This is a genomic window from Pseudomonas fluorescens (assembly GCF_001623525.1).
Lineage (GTDB): Bacteria > Pseudomonadota > Gammaproteobacteria > Pseudomonadales > Pseudomonadaceae > Aquipseudomonas > Aquipseudomonas fluorescens_Q.
On record NZ_CP015225.1, the window covers coordinates 2779625 to 2794576 of the forward strand.

Here is a 14952-nt window from a genome sequence, read left to right on the forward strand (position 1 = left end):
CACAGCCTAAGTTATAGCTATTCGCCATCACTTTAGCCAGTCCCCAACGAGGCTAGAAGCCTTGAATTACAAGGCTTCGTGGATCCAATCAGCCCCGACTCAACGCGCCATGATCTTCCAGGCGCGGTGGATCTTGCCGTTGCGGGCAAAATCCGGATCAATGGTCTTGGCGGTGATCTCTTCCACCGCATAACGCTCGCCGAGGTTGTCCTCGAGCTGGAACTTGCGGAAGTTGTTGGAGAAATACAGCACGCCGCCAGGCGCCAGGCGCGCCATGGCCAGGTCCAGCAATTGGACATGGTCACGCTGCACGTCAAAGATGCCTTCCATGCGCTTGGAGTTGGAGAAGGTCGGCGGGTCGATGAAGATCAGGTCGTACTCGTCACGGCTGGCCTCAAGCCAAGCCATCACGTCGCCCTGCTCCAGACGGTTCTTGTCCGAAAAACCATTGAGCGACAGGTTGCGGCGTGCCCAATCCAGGTAGGTTTTCGACAGGTCGACGCTGGTGGTGCTCCGCGCCCCGCCCTTGGCCGCATGGACGCTGGCGGTCGCGGTATAGCAGAACAGGTTGAGGAAGCGCTTGCCGGCGGCCTCTTTCTGGATCCGCAGGCGCATCGGTCGATGGTCGAGAAACAGCCCGGTGTCCAGGTAGTCGGTGAGGTTGACCAGCAGCTTCACGCCACCTTCGTTGACCTCGGTGAACTTGCCCTGGGCACTCTGGCGCTCGTACTGCTTGGTGCCGCTCTGGCGCTCGCGACGCTTGATCACCACGCGGCTCTTATCCACGTTCAGCGCCTGGGGAATCGCCGCCAGGGCGTCGAACAACCGGGCCGAAGCCTTTTCCGGGTCGATGGATTTTGGCGCGACGTATTCCTGGACGTGTACCCAATCGTGGTACAGGTCAATGGCCATGGAGTATTCCGGCATGTCGGCATCGTAGACCCGGTAGCAGTCCACCCCTTCACGCTTGGCCCACTTACTCAGCAACTTGAGGTTCTTTTGCAGGCGATTGGCGAACATCTGCCCGCCTTCGCTCAACCGCGCCTGCTCCACGACGGGGGCTGGCGCCGGGGCCGGTTTGATCGGGTTACCGTTCTTGTTGTACTGGCGCTCTTGCGGGACTTCCGGGGCCTGATCGTAGGCGGCCTGCTCACGCTCGGCCTGACGTTGTTCCGGGGTGCGACGCTCACCCGTGACGAACTGGTCCGGCAACACCTTGATCAGCAGCAATTTGCACGGCAAGGCGCCGTTCCAGAACGAATACTGCTTGTGACTGCGAATGCCCATGCGCTTGCCCAGGTCCGGCGCACCAGTGAACACCGCCGCCTCCCAGTTCAAGCAGGCCTGGCGCAGGCGTTCGCCAAGGTTCTGGTAGAGGTAAAGCAGGCTGGCTTCATCGCCCAGGCGCTCGCCGTACGGCGGGTTGCAGATCACCAGGCCCTTCTGGTTCTGGTCCGGACGCGGCTCGAAGGTGGCGACTTCGCCTTGATAGATCTTGATCCACTCGCTCAGGCCGGCACGTTCGACGTTGTTGCGACCCGGTTGAATCAGCCGTGGATCAGCTTCGTAGCCGCGAATCCACAGTGGCGGCTTGGCCAGCCCGGCGGCGGCGCGAGCAGTGGCCTCTTCGTGGAGTTTCTTCCACAACGCCGGCACGTGGCCGAGCCAGGCGGTGAAGCCCCACTGCTGGCGGCGCAGGTTCGGCGCCATGTCGGCAGCGATCATCCCGGCTTCTACCAGGAACGTGCCCACACCGCACATTGGGTCGGCCAGTGCCCCGCCTTCAGCGGCAATGCGCGGCCAACCGGCGCGGATCAGGATGGCGGCGGCGAGGTTTTCCTTCAGCGGCGCGGCACCTTGCTGCAGGCGATAACCGCGCTGGTGCAGGCTGTGGCCGGAGAGATCCAGGGAGAGAATGGCTTCGCCACGGTCCAGGCGCAGGTGGATGCGCAGGTCGGGGTTGAGCTTGTCGATGGACGGTCGCTCGCCCGACGGCGTGCGCAGCTTGTCGACGATGGCGTCCTTGACTTTCAAGGCGCCGAAATGGGTGTTGTCGATGCCCGAGCCGTGGCCACTGAACTCCACCGCCAGCGTGCCATCGGCCAGCATGTGGTCTTGCCAGTCAACATCCAGCACGCCGTGATAGAGGTCTTCGGCGTCCTTCATCGGGAAGCGCTTGAGCACCAGCAGCACGCGGTTGGCCAGGCGCGACCACAGGCACAGGCGATACGCCGTTTCCATGTCGGCCATGCCGCGCACCGCCGAGGTGTGCTCGCGCGCATCTTCAAGGCCAAGCCCGACGGCTTCCTCGATGAGCAGGCCTTCGAGGCCCTTGGGGCAAGTGAGGAAGAGTTCGAAACGATCGGACATGGGATTTCCAGAGCCTTTGGCTAAGTGGACCGGGCAACGCATTGCCGGGCCGGGTTCAATCAGGTGCTTTTCTCAAGAGCACCCGCGTGGCACGAAAGTGTGCCGTGCCACCCTCGCCGCTCAGGTTAAAAGAGCTTAGATGCGAAGGCAGAAAAAAAATTCTGTGCAACAAATTGTGAAAACTCGACCCTTTCGTCGAATAGTACCCGAGTGCAACAGGGGGACATTCTCATCCGAGCCAGACCTACCCCTTTCGGCGCAGGGCCGATCATACAGGGGTCTTGCTCAAAAGCGGTCAACGAACATCAAGTTACTTATCGCCCTAACATCTTTATTGTTACGTGCTTATGACAAAACGATCATTCCATCCATGTGACGCTTTGGTTAGAACTCAACACAGGTTGACGTCGCAACGGCGTCAACACCTCGGCTCGTCACGCCGGCAACGAGCCACCAACGGCAGAATGATTCTGCCCCGGCCTCGATAGAGGTCGACGCTAAGTAACAGTCAACAAGTGAGGGCAACACCCTATGAGAAGACTTAAGCGTGATCCGTTGGAAAGAGCATTTTTACGTGGTTACCAATATGGCGTTGGTGGTAAATCCCGTGAGCTTTGCCCCTTTACTCTACCGTCGGTACGTCAAGCCTGGATCAATGGCTGGCGAGAAGGACGCGGCGACAACTGGGACGGTATGACCGGCACTGCGGGTATCCATAGACTCAACGAACTTCACGCCGTCGGCTGACACAGGGCTTAATACTCAAGAACTCGACAATTTGACACCCATATCGATTTAACCACGCACGTCCCATCCGGACGGCGGGCTACGGCCCAGGGGGCTCCTTCGAGGAGCCCTTTTTAATGCCTGGGCTTTATGTCATTGCCTGAGCTGCGAACACTGTTGTGGCGAGGGAGCTTGCTCCCGCTGGGCTGCGCAGCAGCCCCAAAAAGCCATTGCACGGTGAGCCAGGCAAATGGCGTCAGCCGGTTTCAGGACTGCTGCGCAGTCCAGCGGGAGCAAGCTCCCTCGCCACAAGGTTCCACCCAGCCTTAAGTCAACGCAACGCCGCGATCGCATCCACCGACTCACGGATCAGCGCCGGTCCTTTATAGATAAAGCCCGAATAAATCTGCACCAGGCTCGCCCCGGCGGTGATTTTCTCGGCGGCATGCCGGCCTTCGGTAATCCCACCCGCCGCAATGATCGGCAAGCGCCCCGCCAGCTCGGCGGCCAGCACCTTCACGGTATGAGTGCTCTTGTCGCGCACCGGCGCACCCGACAACCCACCCGCCTCGTCACCGTGCTCCAGACCTTCGACGCCTTCGCGACCCAGGGTCGTGTTGGTGGCGATCACCGCGTCCATGCCCGTCTCGATCAGGGCCTGGGCGACCTGGGTGGTTTCTTCGTCGGTCATGTCCGGGGCGATCTTGATCGCCAGCGGCACATGCCGGCCATGCATCACCGCCAGCTCGGCGCGTCGCCGGGCCAGGTCGGCCAGTAGTTGCTTGAGGGAGTCGCCGAATTGCAGGCTGCGCAGCCCCGGGGTGTTCGGCGAGCTGACGTTGACGGTCACGTAGCTGGCGTGAGCGTAGACCTTGTCCAGGCAGATCAGGTAATCGTCGACGGCGCGCTCCACCGGGGTATCGAAATTCTTGCCGATGTTGATGCCCAGCACGCCCTTGTACTTGGCCGCGGCCACCCGGGCCAGCAGATTGTCGACGCCCAGGTTGTTGAAGCCCATGCGGTTGATGATCGCCTCGGCCTCGGGCAGACGGAAAAGCCGTGGCTTGGGATTACCCGGCTGCGGGCGCGGGGTGACGGTGCCGATTTCCACGAAACCGAAACCCAACTGGGCGAACCCGTCGATAGCCGCACCGTTCTTGTCCAGCCCCGCCGCCAAGCCGACCGGGTTGGGGAATTCCAGGCCCATGACCGTCACCGGCAGGTTCGCCGGCGCCTTGCACAGCAAACCGTTGAGGCCCAAACGTCCACCCGCGCCGATCAGGTCCAGGGACAGATCGTGGGAGGTTTCCGGGGAAAGTTTGAACAGCAGCTGACGGGCCAGGGTGTACATGGGTGGGTTTGACTCGATCGACGAAATGAGGCGGGGATTATAGCCGGGGTAAAGGGACAGGAGCGAGCAACCTATGGCTGCTCGCTCTTGGGGCTGGATCAAGGCGTGTTAATACCCTCCGGAGTAAAGGTTCGGCCGGTTGCCTTTAGGTTGATAAAAATGAGTGGAAAGTAAAGAAGCATCATCATTACGGCGAAACAGCCATTGAGAACATGGCCCTGGGCATCCTCACCGATCTCGGACTCACTCAACAAAGCTGCTGCCGCACCTACGAATAGGCTGACAGTGTGCCCAAACGAAAGGCGTGCCCCTGCAACATTTATGAATGCATCGGCCAATTGCGTTCTGGTGGGCCACTGAACACCAGCGCGTACCTCCAGGGCCATCTGTTGTAAAGACTCCGGATCAGAAAAGACCGAATCCGGCCCTAACTTGCGTGATAGCACATCCAAACTTTTGCAGGCAGTGAAGGTAGCTACATCGGCTATCATTCCGAGAGCATTCAGCGCGGCTTGAATAACGTCCGCCCCGAAATTGTAACCAAGCCCCTCGGCTGCCCTGGCAGGACCACTCAATGGCATGGCCTTACCCAGTTCTGCCAACGCAAATTGAACCGCGCCATAAGCCGCAGCTGTAACCCCGGTTACCGCTGCGTTCGCGGGACCTGCGTTGTCTTTCAAAGTGAAGAAGGACTGAGCCAGCGCCCGGGCCATGATGTAGACGACTCCGCCGGCCATTGTAGGGAAAAGCTTTGCCGCCGCTCCCGTGAGAACAGCTCCAAGCGTGCTTCCAAACACAGCAATCGCCATGAAAAGACTTCCCGCCCAAGACTTCCAGGTCGACTCCCCTGCGACCTCCCTGCGGACAGCCCCCATCAGCGTCAACGCTGGCCCTATCATTGCCAGCGCAACGGTCGCCCATGTCCGAGCGGCCTCAGGTGTATCACCTTCGCGCATAGCCTGCTCGACGAGATAGCCAACGTACTGACGCAAACCGGTGGCCAGCGCAATGATCATCCCCGTGTGCCCGGCGACATTCAGCAGGTTGAGCCCTGGCCCTTTGGCGGCTTCGAGCAGTTCCAGGCCGGCCTCGAGCACAGCTTTCAAGCGATCCTCGCGGTTTCCGGTGCCTGCTGCCCCTTCATCTATAAAGCTAAAAATTCCGCTTCTTTCGGCGGGCAGATTACCCTCTTCAACAAATTCGGAAATCCGGGACCTTATAACCAGATCTTCCTGCCCCTGATAAGTGGCGAGACTCTCCAATCCAATGGCTGCTGCACGATCTAAATGCTCAAGACCCGCTGCGATCTGCTTAGGCGACCCCAATCGGCTCAGTTCAAACCCCGAAGTATCCAGCTTTCCAGCGTCAAGCGTCTCTAACGCCCCTGCCGAACCATTTGAAGATGAAACGAAGTCGCTCTGGACAGCCCTCGTAGGAACGCTCGCCCCATTCACAATTTGCATGGTTGTTTCTCCATATTGTTATGTAAACCATCAAAAACTCCTCACCACTCACTCCTCTCCCAAGCGTCATCCCCCATGGGCTGAAACACATCACGCATAACGCCCAATACATAGACTTCCATGGCAAACGCCAGGCCATTGGCCCCGCGGACTTCCTTATAGAGCTGCGACTTTTCCAGGCCCTCGTCCTTCAACCGAACCAGTACCTGCTGCGTGATCGTCTTCAATGCCATGGCGGTGGGGTACGCAGCGGTTTCCCCGTCCGCCCCGCGCAGTGTGCGAAGAAACTCATGAATCGCCTTCTCGCCCTGCCCTTCCATGGCCAGCAGCAATTGATACAAGTGCTCGAACTCAGGGTCCGGACGTTTGCTTTGCTCACCGGCAGCCAGCAGGCGCGCTTCCAGCGTCTCCACCGCCGGACTCACGCGGCTATCCAGCGCGCTGGAACCGCTCATGGTTTCAATCTTCATGGTGGACCTCGGTTGCCGTGGAATCGGTGGGGCGCTCGACGAAGCTTGAGCACAAGTCCGTCAGGGTCTGTAACGATGCCTGGTCCAGGGAACGAGCCGACTCCGGCAGGGCGGCGATGCTCGCCAGCAACCTGGGCGCCAACCGTTCCTGGATCGTTTCAACGTCGAATTCCAGCAGTTGATCCGCCAGCCGCAGCACGTAGCGGTCCTGCGGGTGATATTCCAGGATCAGCTCGCCGGCCCATTGCTGGCGCAAACTGTCCCGCAGTTCATGGCCGCGCGGGCGGCAATGCAGCGGCAACAGCACCTGCAGGACTGCGATCGAATCGACCGGGTGTGCGGCCAGCCAACGTTCCAGCATTTCATCCAGCCATTGCGGCTGGCTCAAGGCTTGGGCCAGAAGATCACGCGCGGCCCGAGCCAGCGCGTGGCGCAATTGCAGGCCCAGGGTTTGCGACTTCAGCAAACCATCCGCCAGTTGCCCGGCGGCGCGCAGAATGCCCTCGGCATAACCCTGTTGAAACGCCTGGGCGTGCAACGCTTCGGCATCGCGCCGGGCCTGCTCGACACACTCGCGGGCGCGGCGTTGGGCCTCACGCTGCAAGCGCTGGCGGCGACGGGCAGCGGCGATGTCCTCACGCGCCAGGCGCGCGTCCTCGCCCACAGGCAGGTCAGTCAGGGAGCGGATAGAGTCGAGCATGCTGCACCGCCAGAAAGAACAGGCTTGGATTGGGTTTCGTGAGCGGCCATTGCCGATGCAAGCGCACGACCGCCTCGGAAAATTGCAACGCCAGGCGATCAAGCAGCGCGGCGGGAACCTGTTCGTGCCAGCTCCACAGCGCATTGAGGCCAGCCGCTTCAACCTGCGTCACGGCAACAGGTGAGCGGTCGATCGGCAGACCGCCTCGCCCCCCTAAGCTGTAACCCGCGAAACGACGAACCGACATCGGCAGGCAACCCAGCGCAGCGCCTCGTGCCAGCTCGGGCATCAAACGATAAGCACCCATCAGCAAGGCGATATAAGGCAATCGTCGCCAGTGACGAACCCATTGTTTCGCCACGCCGGTCAGTGGCACCGACCGCCACGGCCCTTGCATCGCCAGCCCTTCGAGCACGATCCGGTTAAGTAAACTCCACGCCTCGGCCCCCTCGAATCCCGCGGGCACCATCAGGCGCTGAGGATGCAGATACCCCAAAGGCTCAGCGAGAATCTGCTGCAAGCAGTCAACGTCCGTCATCACGCCGCCCTGCATTTGCCTGACGATAGACCCAGGCACCAGCGGCCAACAGCAACCCGCCGATCAGCGCCAGCCACCACGGCCAACCCGAATGCCCCTGGCTTGCGGTAACCGTTGGCGCGACATGCTGGATGGGCGCGCGCTTGGACAGCACCACCGAGACGTTCTCGTACTCCACCGCCGCAAAACTGTTCTTGAGAAAACGCTTGATGTCGGTGATCAGCAATTGCGGTTCCACATCGCGCTCATGCAGCACCACCGCCGAGAGATGGATAGGCGGCGACTTGCGCCCGCCTTCACCGGCATCCAGGTCATAACTGACATGCACCCGCGCGGAAACCACGCCTTCGAGCACCGCCAGCGACTGTTCGATGCGTTGCTCCAACGCCGAATACAACCGGGCCTTTTCCGCGCGGGGCGAGGCCACCAGGGAATCGGCGGGAAACATCTCCGCAACCTGCAGGCGTGGCCGGGACGGCAACGAATAAAGGTTGAGCAGATCGACGGCGGCGGAAAAATCCGACTGATCGATTTTCACCGCATAACCGGCTTTGCCGGCGTCGACTTTCACCGCGGCGATGTTGTTGCGTTGCAAGACCGAAAGCACTTCATTGGCCTGCTGCTGATCCAGCCCTTCAAGCAGGCTCGGTTGGCGACACCCCGCCAGCGCCAGGCCCAACAGCAGCAACACCACGCCCGCTTTCATGACGCACGCAACAAGGTTTCTGCCGTGCCTACGGCCTTGCGCACCAGCACGTTGAGCAAGTTGATGTCCACGTTGTATTGCCCGGTCATCTCCTGCAACTGGGCCAATACTTCAGGGTCGCTGATATCCGGACGCAGCAGCAACTGATTGATCGCGGCGACTTCCTGGCCGCTGTCCACGGCGGAACCGGCAAACGCCTCGATCAAGCGCGACTCAAGTGACACGACCGGACCTTCCTGCGGACCACGCAGCTCAACGAAGGTCGAGCCGTGAACGAGGGAAGGGGAAACATTGAGGATGGACATAGGATGCACTCATGAAAAAGGCCATCGTCACGGCGATGGCCAATCGAAAAAAGCCAGCGTCAGCGGGCCGCCTGGATGATCGCCATGTCGATGTCCTTGAAGCCCTTGACCGTGTTGGTCTGGGCATTTCGGAATACTGTGTACGACGAAAACGCGGTCTGGTAGGCCGCTAGCTTTGACGGGTCAGAGGCATCGGTCTTGAGGTCATCCAACGCCAGATCCAGGGCTTCCTTGAGCCCCTGGGCACCAAGCTCGAACGCTGCTGCTTGCTGTCCGAGAAAATCATCGGGAAATTCGGGAAACATGATCGGGATACCAGGCATACGTCACCTACTTTGTTTGTTGGAAAAATGCCACGACGAAGCACTCGTCTTGACGTAGCCCTGCGGGCCGGTTTGAAACGACAGGCCCTTGAGCGCGTCGTCCTTGAGCTCGACAGTGAAATGCACGTAGCGATCACCCCACTGCCGGTAAAAGCGGTCGACATACTGGCGAGTGGCGGCCAGTTCGGCATCCTGCAGGTTGCCCTCGACGGAGAACGTGACACCGTCCGCGTGCTCGATCCGGTTGAAGGCCAGGGCCAGGCGTTGCAAGCCGCCCTGCGCCAGGTCGGCGAGCAGCGTGTCATCCTGCATCTGCACCACGACGTCGCGGGCATAAGGCGCCGCCGCGAGCAGCACATCGAGCAGTTGCGCTTGCTTGTCCGGCGTGAGCAGGTTGCGCTGGGTGCTGAGCAGCAGCCGCGGCGTCGACGGGTCCTTGAGGTCCAGGAAGTGCCAGGCCAGTTGCGGATCGTGATCGATCAGCACTTGTTCCAGTCGACCACGCTCCTGGTCCCTCATCAGCACCTTGCCGTTCAGGGCGTTGTGGCGCGTCAGCACCTGTCGGCTCCAACCGGCATCGCGTTCGGAAGCCACAAAGACGTAGACCGAATGATCGCGCCCCGGCAGCACCTGAACCTCGGCACTGGCGCCGGTGATCAGCGCGCGAATATCGGTTTCCGGCGCAGGCCCCGGCATCGACCAAAGCCCCATCACGCCGACCAGCACAACCAGGGCCAGACCGACGGCGCACCAGCGCATCCAAGGGGCCCGCCAACGCTCGAGAGCGGCGGCATTGGACGGCGTCTCGGGTGCTTGACCCAGGCATTCGGGCGCCCAGGGTTGGTGTTCAGGACGCAAGGCGATTTGCAGGCTGCCGATCTGCACCCTGGCCTGGAAGGCACAATGGCGTACCTCCACCGAATCGCCGAGCAACCGCAACGGCACACCGTCTGCCGTGGCCTGGTCGGCCAGCACCTCGAAATTGCAGCCACCCTCCTCCAGGGGAACGAAGATGGTTTCAGCCGGAACGCTGGCAGAACGGACGCCGTCCCCGAGCACATCCACAGCCCCCACCACGAACAGGGTCGTGCCTTCACCCAGCGGGAATTCACAGCCTTGCAACGGGCCATTGAGTATCCGCAAGACGCAGGGCTGTAGAGGGAGGGCCGTCGGGACTGTCACCGTCCTAACTCCAGGGCAGTCAAATGAGCAGGCAGGTTAGAAAGGCCGGCCCCAGGGTTCCTGATGCAAATCTGCCGATTGCCTCCCGCAAAGGATCAGAATCCCTGGACCGGCCCGGCTCACGGTGCTGCCATTCGCGCCTGGGTGAACGCCTGATAGCGTTTCCAGACTTTGCGGGCATAGCGAAGCCGCGCCGCTTGACGGTGAGGCGAATGGCCGGCGTTGTAGGCGCCGACCGCCGTCCAGTTGTAGCCGTAGCGGGCGATGAATTCGGCCAGCACCTGGGCACCGACTTCCACCGAGAGGCACGGCTCATCCAGCAGACGCTGCTCGGTAATGCCCTGGGCATTCAATCGGGGCAGGTGGATGCTGTTGATCTGCATCAGCCCGATATCGCGGGTGCCGTTGCGGTTGTGGTTGATTGCGTCTGGCCGCTGTCCGGATTCGACATCAGCAATCGCTTGCAGCAGCTCGGGTTCGATGGCATGCAACTGCCCCGCCCTGCTCCAGCACCAGGCATGCGCCTGGGCCATGCCAAGCCCCAGGCCCAGACACATCGGCACGCATAACCACTTGCTTCTGCGCCGCCTCATGCCAGGCGCCGCTCGCTGATCCACGTCAGCTGTTCGTGAATACGCCCCCGCAAGATCTGCGCCCGGACACAACCGGGGTCATGCCGCAGACACTGGTCGATCAACTGCGCCGCCTGCTCGTTGCGCCGCCATAACCAATGATGCCAAGCATGAAAATACAGCACGTCAGCCTGATCCGCCGACAACAGGCAACGCCGGAACAACACCTGGGCAGCCTCCTCGCAGCCACGCAAACTGGTGAGCAACGCCAGGCGCGTCAAGGCCGGGAGACTGCCGGGGTCCAGCGCCAAGGCACTGGAAACCGCTGAATGCGCCTCTTCGATGGCGCGCTTCTGGTCACCCAGGCCCATCAGCGCCTGCCCCAGCCACACATCCGCCAAACCGCACCAGGGCGGCGCGTAGCCGGCATCGAGTTTCAAACACTGGCGAAACAGCACAGCGGCATCGCCGAGGCTCTGCGCTGTGTGCTGCTGCACGCTGCACAGCCCGTTGAGATACGCCACCGCTACCGGATACGACCCACAACGATCACCGACCGGACGCAACCCGGCGACACGCTGGGCCACCAGACACGTCAATGCACCCAGGGCCTCGCCAGGATCATGGGCGTCCAGCGTCTGCCCGTGGACCAGCGCCTGGTCGCTGCCACGAATCAACTCCACCGACCAAAGTCGCTGCCCGCCCGAGCTGATGAAACGCCCACTCAAGCAGTAATCCGCCGACAACCGCCCGGCCAGCGAGCGCACATCCTCCAATGCCCCATAGGTCGCGATCACCCCCGAGGGCATCACACGCAAGGCCTCACCGAACGCCGTGGTCAACTGACGGATCATCACATCCTGCAGATCCAACGCTGCCGTCTCTTCCAGGTGGCGAAAAGGCAAGACAGCCAGCGAAGGCGCCACCGCCCCCGTCTGACTCGGCACGTCGAGTTCAACCACTGAACCGGTGAATCGATAACCCTGGCCGTAGACCGTCGCAATGTAATCCTTGTTTTCCTTGAGCAACTTGCGCAAAGCGTAGATACAGCGCGTCAGCGACTCCTCCGCTGCATCCATCTGGGACCATACATGGCTCAGCAAATAATCCTTACTGACGATCGTACCCGCCGACTGCAACAACAGGCGCAGTACGTGCAGCTCTTTGGGTGGAACATGAACTCCTTGTCCATCTCGCATCAGCGTTCCATCGCTTTGCAATAGCCAGTGGTCAAAAACGAATGACTTCACCGGCGTTTGTTCAGTTGCACTGTCCATACTCTGGGACTTCTCTATAGAAAGTTACTGAGCGCGATTGAGCCTGTGGGGTAGGCTCGGGGTGACGAGCTGCGTGACTATAGGAAGATGTGTGGGGGGATTCCGTAGGGCTTCCAATCTTATTGATGTAGGAAACCACGACATACAACGTAGGGCCCTCGGGGGAGGCCAAGAAGAGAGGCTTCTGCAATTAAGGCGTCACCGCCGCAAATTGCTCACGGCGGCTATCGCTCCATCAAGCGCCTCTCGCAGCCTCAACCGAATGGATGATATCGACCACCGACCTCCAAGCCTCCACCTCATGTGAAGGCAGTTCAACATTAAATGCTTCGTCAACAATCATGATGATTTCCACCACATCCACGGAATCGAGATTCAGATCCTCCACTAACCGCGAATGCCTGCTTATCTTCCGTTGGATCGTCGAAAAATAGCCAGACAGCAGCTTTATCACTTCCGACTCGATACATATTTCAGTCACTGACGCACTCATCGATCACCGCACAGTCGTGAAGTTAAAAATTCAACATCGCCCTCAACATATCCGCAAACTGATTCAAATGCGCCGACAGTGTCTTGTTGAAGTTGTCATGGTACGAATTTGCATTCGAATACTTCTGGGTAAGGGACTGCAGCATGTTTTTCAGGCGTTCTTCCTGGGCGTTGAAGCCGGTTTGCCATTGGTTGTACTTGGCGGTATCCCACTTCACTGTGCCGCTGTACGACGCCAGGCTGCTTATCATCGTCGTCAATGGGCTGGTGTCGATGACCACGCACCAGCCACTGCCTGGAGGGGGATTCTTTTTAAGGCAACTGGCAGGCAGGCCCAGTGCCTTGAGCCATTTCTCGGCCTCTTCCTTACTGGCTCCGACACTGTCAGGGTTCGGAAAAAGCATAGATTCGGAGTTGGGATGAGTGTACTTTTCGAGCAACGTAGTCAATGCGTCGCGTAGTGCGTCGACATTCAGTTCGACCTCTTTACCGTCGTTCGCACCCTCCACCCAGTCCTTCATCTTCGCGGTAATTAGAGCGTTGAAATCGGCAAAGAAGTCGGTATAGGCCTTGATGATGTGTTCGTAACCGGCCAGGTAGCCGTTCTTGATCAGGTCGATCAGCTCGAGCAGTTTTTCGAAGAAGTCATTGGAGGAATTGATCCCGGCATCCAGGGCCTCCGCGATTTCGAAGGGTTTGTCCTGGTCCACGGCTTGCTTGAGGCTGCGCAGGATCTCGCCTTGTTCCTCATTGAGCTGGCGCAGTCGACTGTCGTCCAGAAGCGTGGACTTCATGCTGTGGCTCATCACCGCACAACACTGGCGGACGCGCTGGGCCCACAGGTGTGAGCGATCGCGCTTGGCGTGGATCTGTTCGAGAAGCTCCGGGATAAGTTGCGCCATGGACTCGGTGGTCATGCCTTCCAGCGACTTGGCGTTGAACGGGCCCCTGAGCAGATTGGCGAGGCTGCGATTGAGTGCGTTCACGGAGCGGTCGAGCAACTGTGTCAGAGAGCTGACCGTTTGTACTTCAACGGGAATGTCCACAGGCAACGGCGTATCGACCGTGGCGTCGATGTTTGGCAGCAACACCACGGGCGTCTGTATGAATCTGGTGATTTCCATATTCCTCTCCTCAAGCCGTCACGGCGCGAATAACGTCACTGCGTGATTGAAAAAGCTGCATGACCATGTCCATCAGTTTTTGCAGCAATGCGGCATCGGCCGCGTCCTTCTGAGCGACTTCATCCCCCAGGCTCTTCTGGCTGTTCTGCGCACTTTGCTGCAGCACCTCTTTCTCCCGCGCGGTGTACTCAGCCAGGCGCACGATGCTTGAGACCACCTGGCTCAGGTTCGTCGCCATGGCGCTGAGGGCGCGGCCGATCTCCAGTTTCCTTTCAATACCCCGGGAGCCCATCTGGCTCAGCCAGTCGGAGGTCTCGCTGACCTTTTGCGCGTTGGATATTTGCTTTTCGAACCAGGCTTGGTCCTTTGCTGACAGGGGCGACCCCTTGGGTTTGAAATCGAACAGCGTCGGACGGCCGAACGCGTCGAACGTCCTGATCTTGTAAGTGGTGTCCGAGTTCCAGTCCGTGCGGTCGCGTTCAAGCTTGAGGTCGCGTTCGATGTTCCTGGCGTTCAGGGCGTTGGGCTTGTGCAGGTTCAATCGGTTCTGGGGGTCTGTCTCGCTCAGCCACTTGGCGTTGCGACCGACCTCCTGCGCCTTGAGGATTTCCTTGTCGAACCAGGCCTGGTCCTCGGCTGGCCGGGGTGAACCGCTGGGTTTGAAATCGACCGTCTTCGCGCGACCGAAATCATCAAGGGTCTTGATCTTGTAGGTGCCCTGCGGATTCCACTCGCTGCGACTGCGTTCAAGCTTGAGGTCGCGTTCGATATTGCGAGCGTCCATGGCGTTGCGTTTGTGCAGGTTGATATCCGCATGCTTCAACGTCTGGCCATGGAGGGTCTTGAGCAGGGCAAACCCGGAGATCGCACCGGACACGATCGCCCCCGTAATAGCACTGTTCCGTGCGGCCTCGCCTGACTCGATAATGGCCGCACCTTGGGCCTTGGCCGCCTCGGACGCCATGACGCTGAAATGTCCACGCAGTTGAGCGTTGGCGACCCGCGCGATGTTCAGCGCGATGATCGCGGCCACCAGTACGTTCGCGTGTTTCTCCCAGGCGCCTGGATCGAAGATCAGCTCGTTGCGCACTTCATCACTGAGCATCATCGAGGCGGCCATGAAGTCCTGCCAGTCCGACTCGGTGGGCTGGTAGGCGTTGATCGCACTCTCCAGCTCCGCAGCTGAAGGCGCCGTGATGCTGGGGTTCTGGAGGACTTGTCTTGCGGTGATCTCGCCGAAAACCGCTGAATCGGAGAGGGACTTCCTTTTGAGGGGGTTTGAAGATTCAGTTTGAGCGGTTAACACGTCTTGCCCTGCATTGAGGACAAAAACATGCGTGCTCGAAGTGTCAA

Annotated in this window: 16 protein-coding genes; 1 reads left to right on the top strand and 15 read right to left on the bottom strand. The window is 60.1% G+C overall.

Annotation, left to right across the window (positions count from 1 at the left end):
• Nucleotides 1-99 precede the first annotated feature (99 nt).
• The gene (rlmKL, locus tag TK06_RS11850; protein ID WP_063322234.1) at nt 100-2370 is read right to left on the bottom strand and encodes a bifunctional 23S rRNA (guanine(2069)-N(7))-methyltransferase RlmK/23S rRNA (guanine(2445)-N(2))-methyltransferase RlmL; all 2271 of its coding nucleotides are present in this window, start codon (nt 2368-2370) and stop codon (nt 100-102) included.
• A gap of 531 nt (nt 2371-2901) precedes the next feature.
• Between rlmKL and rmf the strand changes: the two genes are divergently transcribed.
• The gene (gene rmf / locus TK06_RS30830; protein WP_003223300.1) at nt 2902-3117 is read left to right on the top strand and encodes a ribosome modulation factor; all 216 of its coding nucleotides are present in this window, start codon (nt 2902-2904) and stop codon (nt 3115-3117) included.
• Nucleotides 3118-3427: 310 nt separating this feature from the next.
• On the opposite strand, the gene TK06_RS11855 is transcribed toward rmf, so the two are convergent.
• The 14 genes from TK06_RS11855 to TK06_RS30835 form a co-directional block, all read right to left on the bottom strand.
• Nucleotides 3428-4447: a quinone-dependent dihydroorotate dehydrogenase gene (locus tag TK06_RS11855; protein WP_063322235.1), complete on the bottom strand. Its 1020-nt coding sequence runs from the start codon at nt 4445-4447 to the stop codon at nt 3428-3430.
• Nucleotides 4448-4545: 98 nt separating this feature from the next.
• Nucleotides 4546-5910: a hypothetical protein gene (locus TK06_RS11860; RefSeq protein ID WP_238992623.1), complete on the bottom strand. Its 1365-nt coding sequence runs from the start codon at nt 5908-5910 to the stop codon at nt 4546-4548.
• Between the two features lie 41 nt (nt 5911-5951).
• Entirely contained in the window at nt 5952-6380 is a 429-nt protein-coding gene (locus tag TK06_RS11865) for a hypothetical protein (protein ID WP_063322236.1), read from the bottom strand.
• Nucleotides 6370-7080 carry a hypothetical protein gene (locus TK06_RS11870; RefSeq protein ID WP_063322237.1) on the bottom strand — a complete coding sequence of 237 codons (711 nt, stop codon included), beginning with the start codon at nt 7078-7080 and terminating at the stop codon, nt 6370-6372. The genes TK06_RS11865 and TK06_RS11870 overlap by 11 nt, the downstream gene beginning before the upstream one ends.
• Nucleotides 7052-7600 (bottom strand): secretion system protein, encoded by a 549-nt coding sequence (locus TK06_RS11875; RefSeq protein WP_238992624.1) that lies wholly within the window; start codon nt 7598-7600, stop codon nt 7052-7054. The genes TK06_RS11870 and TK06_RS11875 overlap by 29 nt, the downstream gene beginning before the upstream one ends.
• Before the next feature lie 4 nt (nt 7601-7604).
• Nucleotides 7605-8324 carry an EscJ/YscJ/HrcJ family type III secretion inner membrane ring protein gene (locus tag TK06_RS11880; protein WP_063322238.1) on the bottom strand — a complete coding sequence of 240 codons (720 nt, stop codon included), beginning with the start codon at nt 8322-8324 and terminating at the stop codon, nt 7605-7607.
• On the bottom strand, nt 8321-8629 hold the full coding sequence (gene sctI / locus TK06_RS11885) for a type III secretion system inner rod subunit SctI (protein ID WP_063322239.1): 309 nt from the start codon (nt 8627-8629) through the stop codon (nt 8321-8323). Before sctI ends, TK06_RS11880 begins: the two co-directional genes overlap by 4 nt.
• A 59-nt stretch (nt 8630-8688) precedes the next feature.
• Entirely contained in the window at nt 8689-8952 is a 264-nt protein-coding gene (sctF, locus tag TK06_RS11890) for a type III secretion system needle filament subunit SctF (protein ID WP_063322240.1), read from the bottom strand.
• A 3-nt stretch (nt 8953-8955) separates the two neighbouring features.
• Nucleotides 8956-10134: a PrgH/EprH family type III secretion apparatus protein gene (locus tag TK06_RS11895; RefSeq protein ID WP_063322241.1), complete on the bottom strand. Its 1179-nt coding sequence runs from the start codon at nt 10132-10134 to the stop codon at nt 8956-8958.
• A gap of 119 nt (nt 10135-10253) precedes the next feature.
• Complete coding sequence (locus TK06_RS11900; RefSeq protein WP_063322242.1) at nt 10254-10727, bottom strand: transglycosylase SLT domain-containing protein; 474 nt, start codon at nt 10725-10727, stop codon at nt 10254-10256.
• The gene (locus tag TK06_RS11905) at nt 10724-11905 is read right to left on the bottom strand and encodes a winged helix-turn-helix domain-containing protein (RefSeq protein ID WP_086936641.1); all 1182 of its coding nucleotides are present in this window, start codon (nt 11903-11905) and stop codon (nt 10724-10726) included. Before TK06_RS11905 ends, TK06_RS11900 begins: the two co-directional genes overlap by 4 nt.
• Before the next feature lie 313 nt (nt 11906-12218).
• Nucleotides 12219-12464 (bottom strand): acyl carrier protein, encoded by a 246-nt coding sequence (locus tag TK06_RS11910; protein ID WP_238992625.1) that lies wholly within the window; start codon nt 12462-12464, stop codon nt 12219-12221.
• Nucleotides 12465-12498: 34 nt separating this feature from the next.
• Nucleotides 12499-13599, bottom strand: a complete 1101-nt coding sequence (locus tag TK06_RS11915; RefSeq protein ID WP_063322245.1) for an IpaD/SipD/SspD family type III secretion system needle tip protein — start codon at nt 13597-13599, stop codon at nt 12499-12501.
• Between the two features lie 10 nt (nt 13600-13609).
• A complete protein-coding gene (locus TK06_RS30835; protein WP_238992626.1) occupies nt 13610-14719 on the bottom strand; it encodes a cell invasion protein in 1110 nt (369 codons plus the stop codon).
• Between the last annotated feature and the right edge of the window lie 233 nt (nt 14720-14952).

What these genes read in the sequence shown, in the direction of transcription:
- TK06_RS11900 (WP_063322242.1), bottom strand. Translation starts at nt 10,727, where the DNA reads ATGAGGCGGCGCAGAAGCAAGTGGTTATGCGTGCCGATGTGTCTGGGC.
- sctF (WP_063322240.1), bottom strand. Translation starts at nt 8,952, where the DNA reads ATGCCTGGTATCCCGATCATGTTTCCCGAATTTCCCGATGATTTTCTC.
- TK06_RS11915 (WP_063322245.1), bottom strand. Translation starts at nt 13,599, where the DNA reads ATGGAAATCACCAGATTCATACAGACGCCCGTGGTGTTGCTGCCAAAC.
- TK06_RS11860 (WP_238992623.1), bottom strand. Translation starts at nt 5,910, where the DNA reads ATGCAAATTGTGAATGGGGCGAGCGTTCCTACGAGGGCTGTCCAGAGC.
- rmf (WP_003223300.1), top strand. Translation starts at nt 2,902, where the DNA reads ATGAGAAGACTTAAGCGTGATCCGTTGGAAAGAGCATTTTTACGTGGT.
- TK06_RS11865 (WP_063322236.1), bottom strand. Translation starts at nt 6,380, where the DNA reads ATGAAGATTGAAACCATGAGCGGTTCCAGCGCGCTGGATAGCCGCGTG.
- TK06_RS11870 (WP_063322237.1), bottom strand. Translation starts at nt 7,080, where the DNA reads ATGCTCGACTCTATCCGCTCCCTGACTGACCTGCCTGTGGGCGAGGAC.
- sctI (WP_063322239.1), bottom strand. Translation starts at nt 8,629, where the DNA reads ATGTCCATCCTCAATGTTTCCCCTTCCCTCGTTCACGGCTCGACCTTC.
- TK06_RS11855 (WP_063322235.1), bottom strand. Translation starts at nt 4,447, where the DNA reads ATGTACACCCTGGCCCGTCAGCTGCTGTTCAAACTTTCCCCGGAAACC.
- TK06_RS11880 (WP_063322238.1), bottom strand. Translation starts at nt 8,324, where the DNA reads ATGAAAGCGGGCGTGGTGTTGCTGCTGTTGGGCCTGGCGCTGGCGGGG.
- TK06_RS30835 (WP_238992626.1), bottom strand. Translation starts at nt 14,719, where the DNA reads ATGGCCGCCTCGATGATGCTCAGTGATGAAGTGCGCAACGAGCTGATC.
- TK06_RS11905 (WP_086936641.1), bottom strand. Translation starts at nt 11,905, where the DNA reads ATGCGAGATGGACAAGGAGTTCATGTTCCACCCAAAGAGCTGCACGTA.
- rlmKL (WP_063322234.1), bottom strand. Translation starts at nt 2,370, where the DNA reads ATGTCCGATCGTTTCGAACTCTTCCTCACTTGCCCCAAGGGCCTCGAA.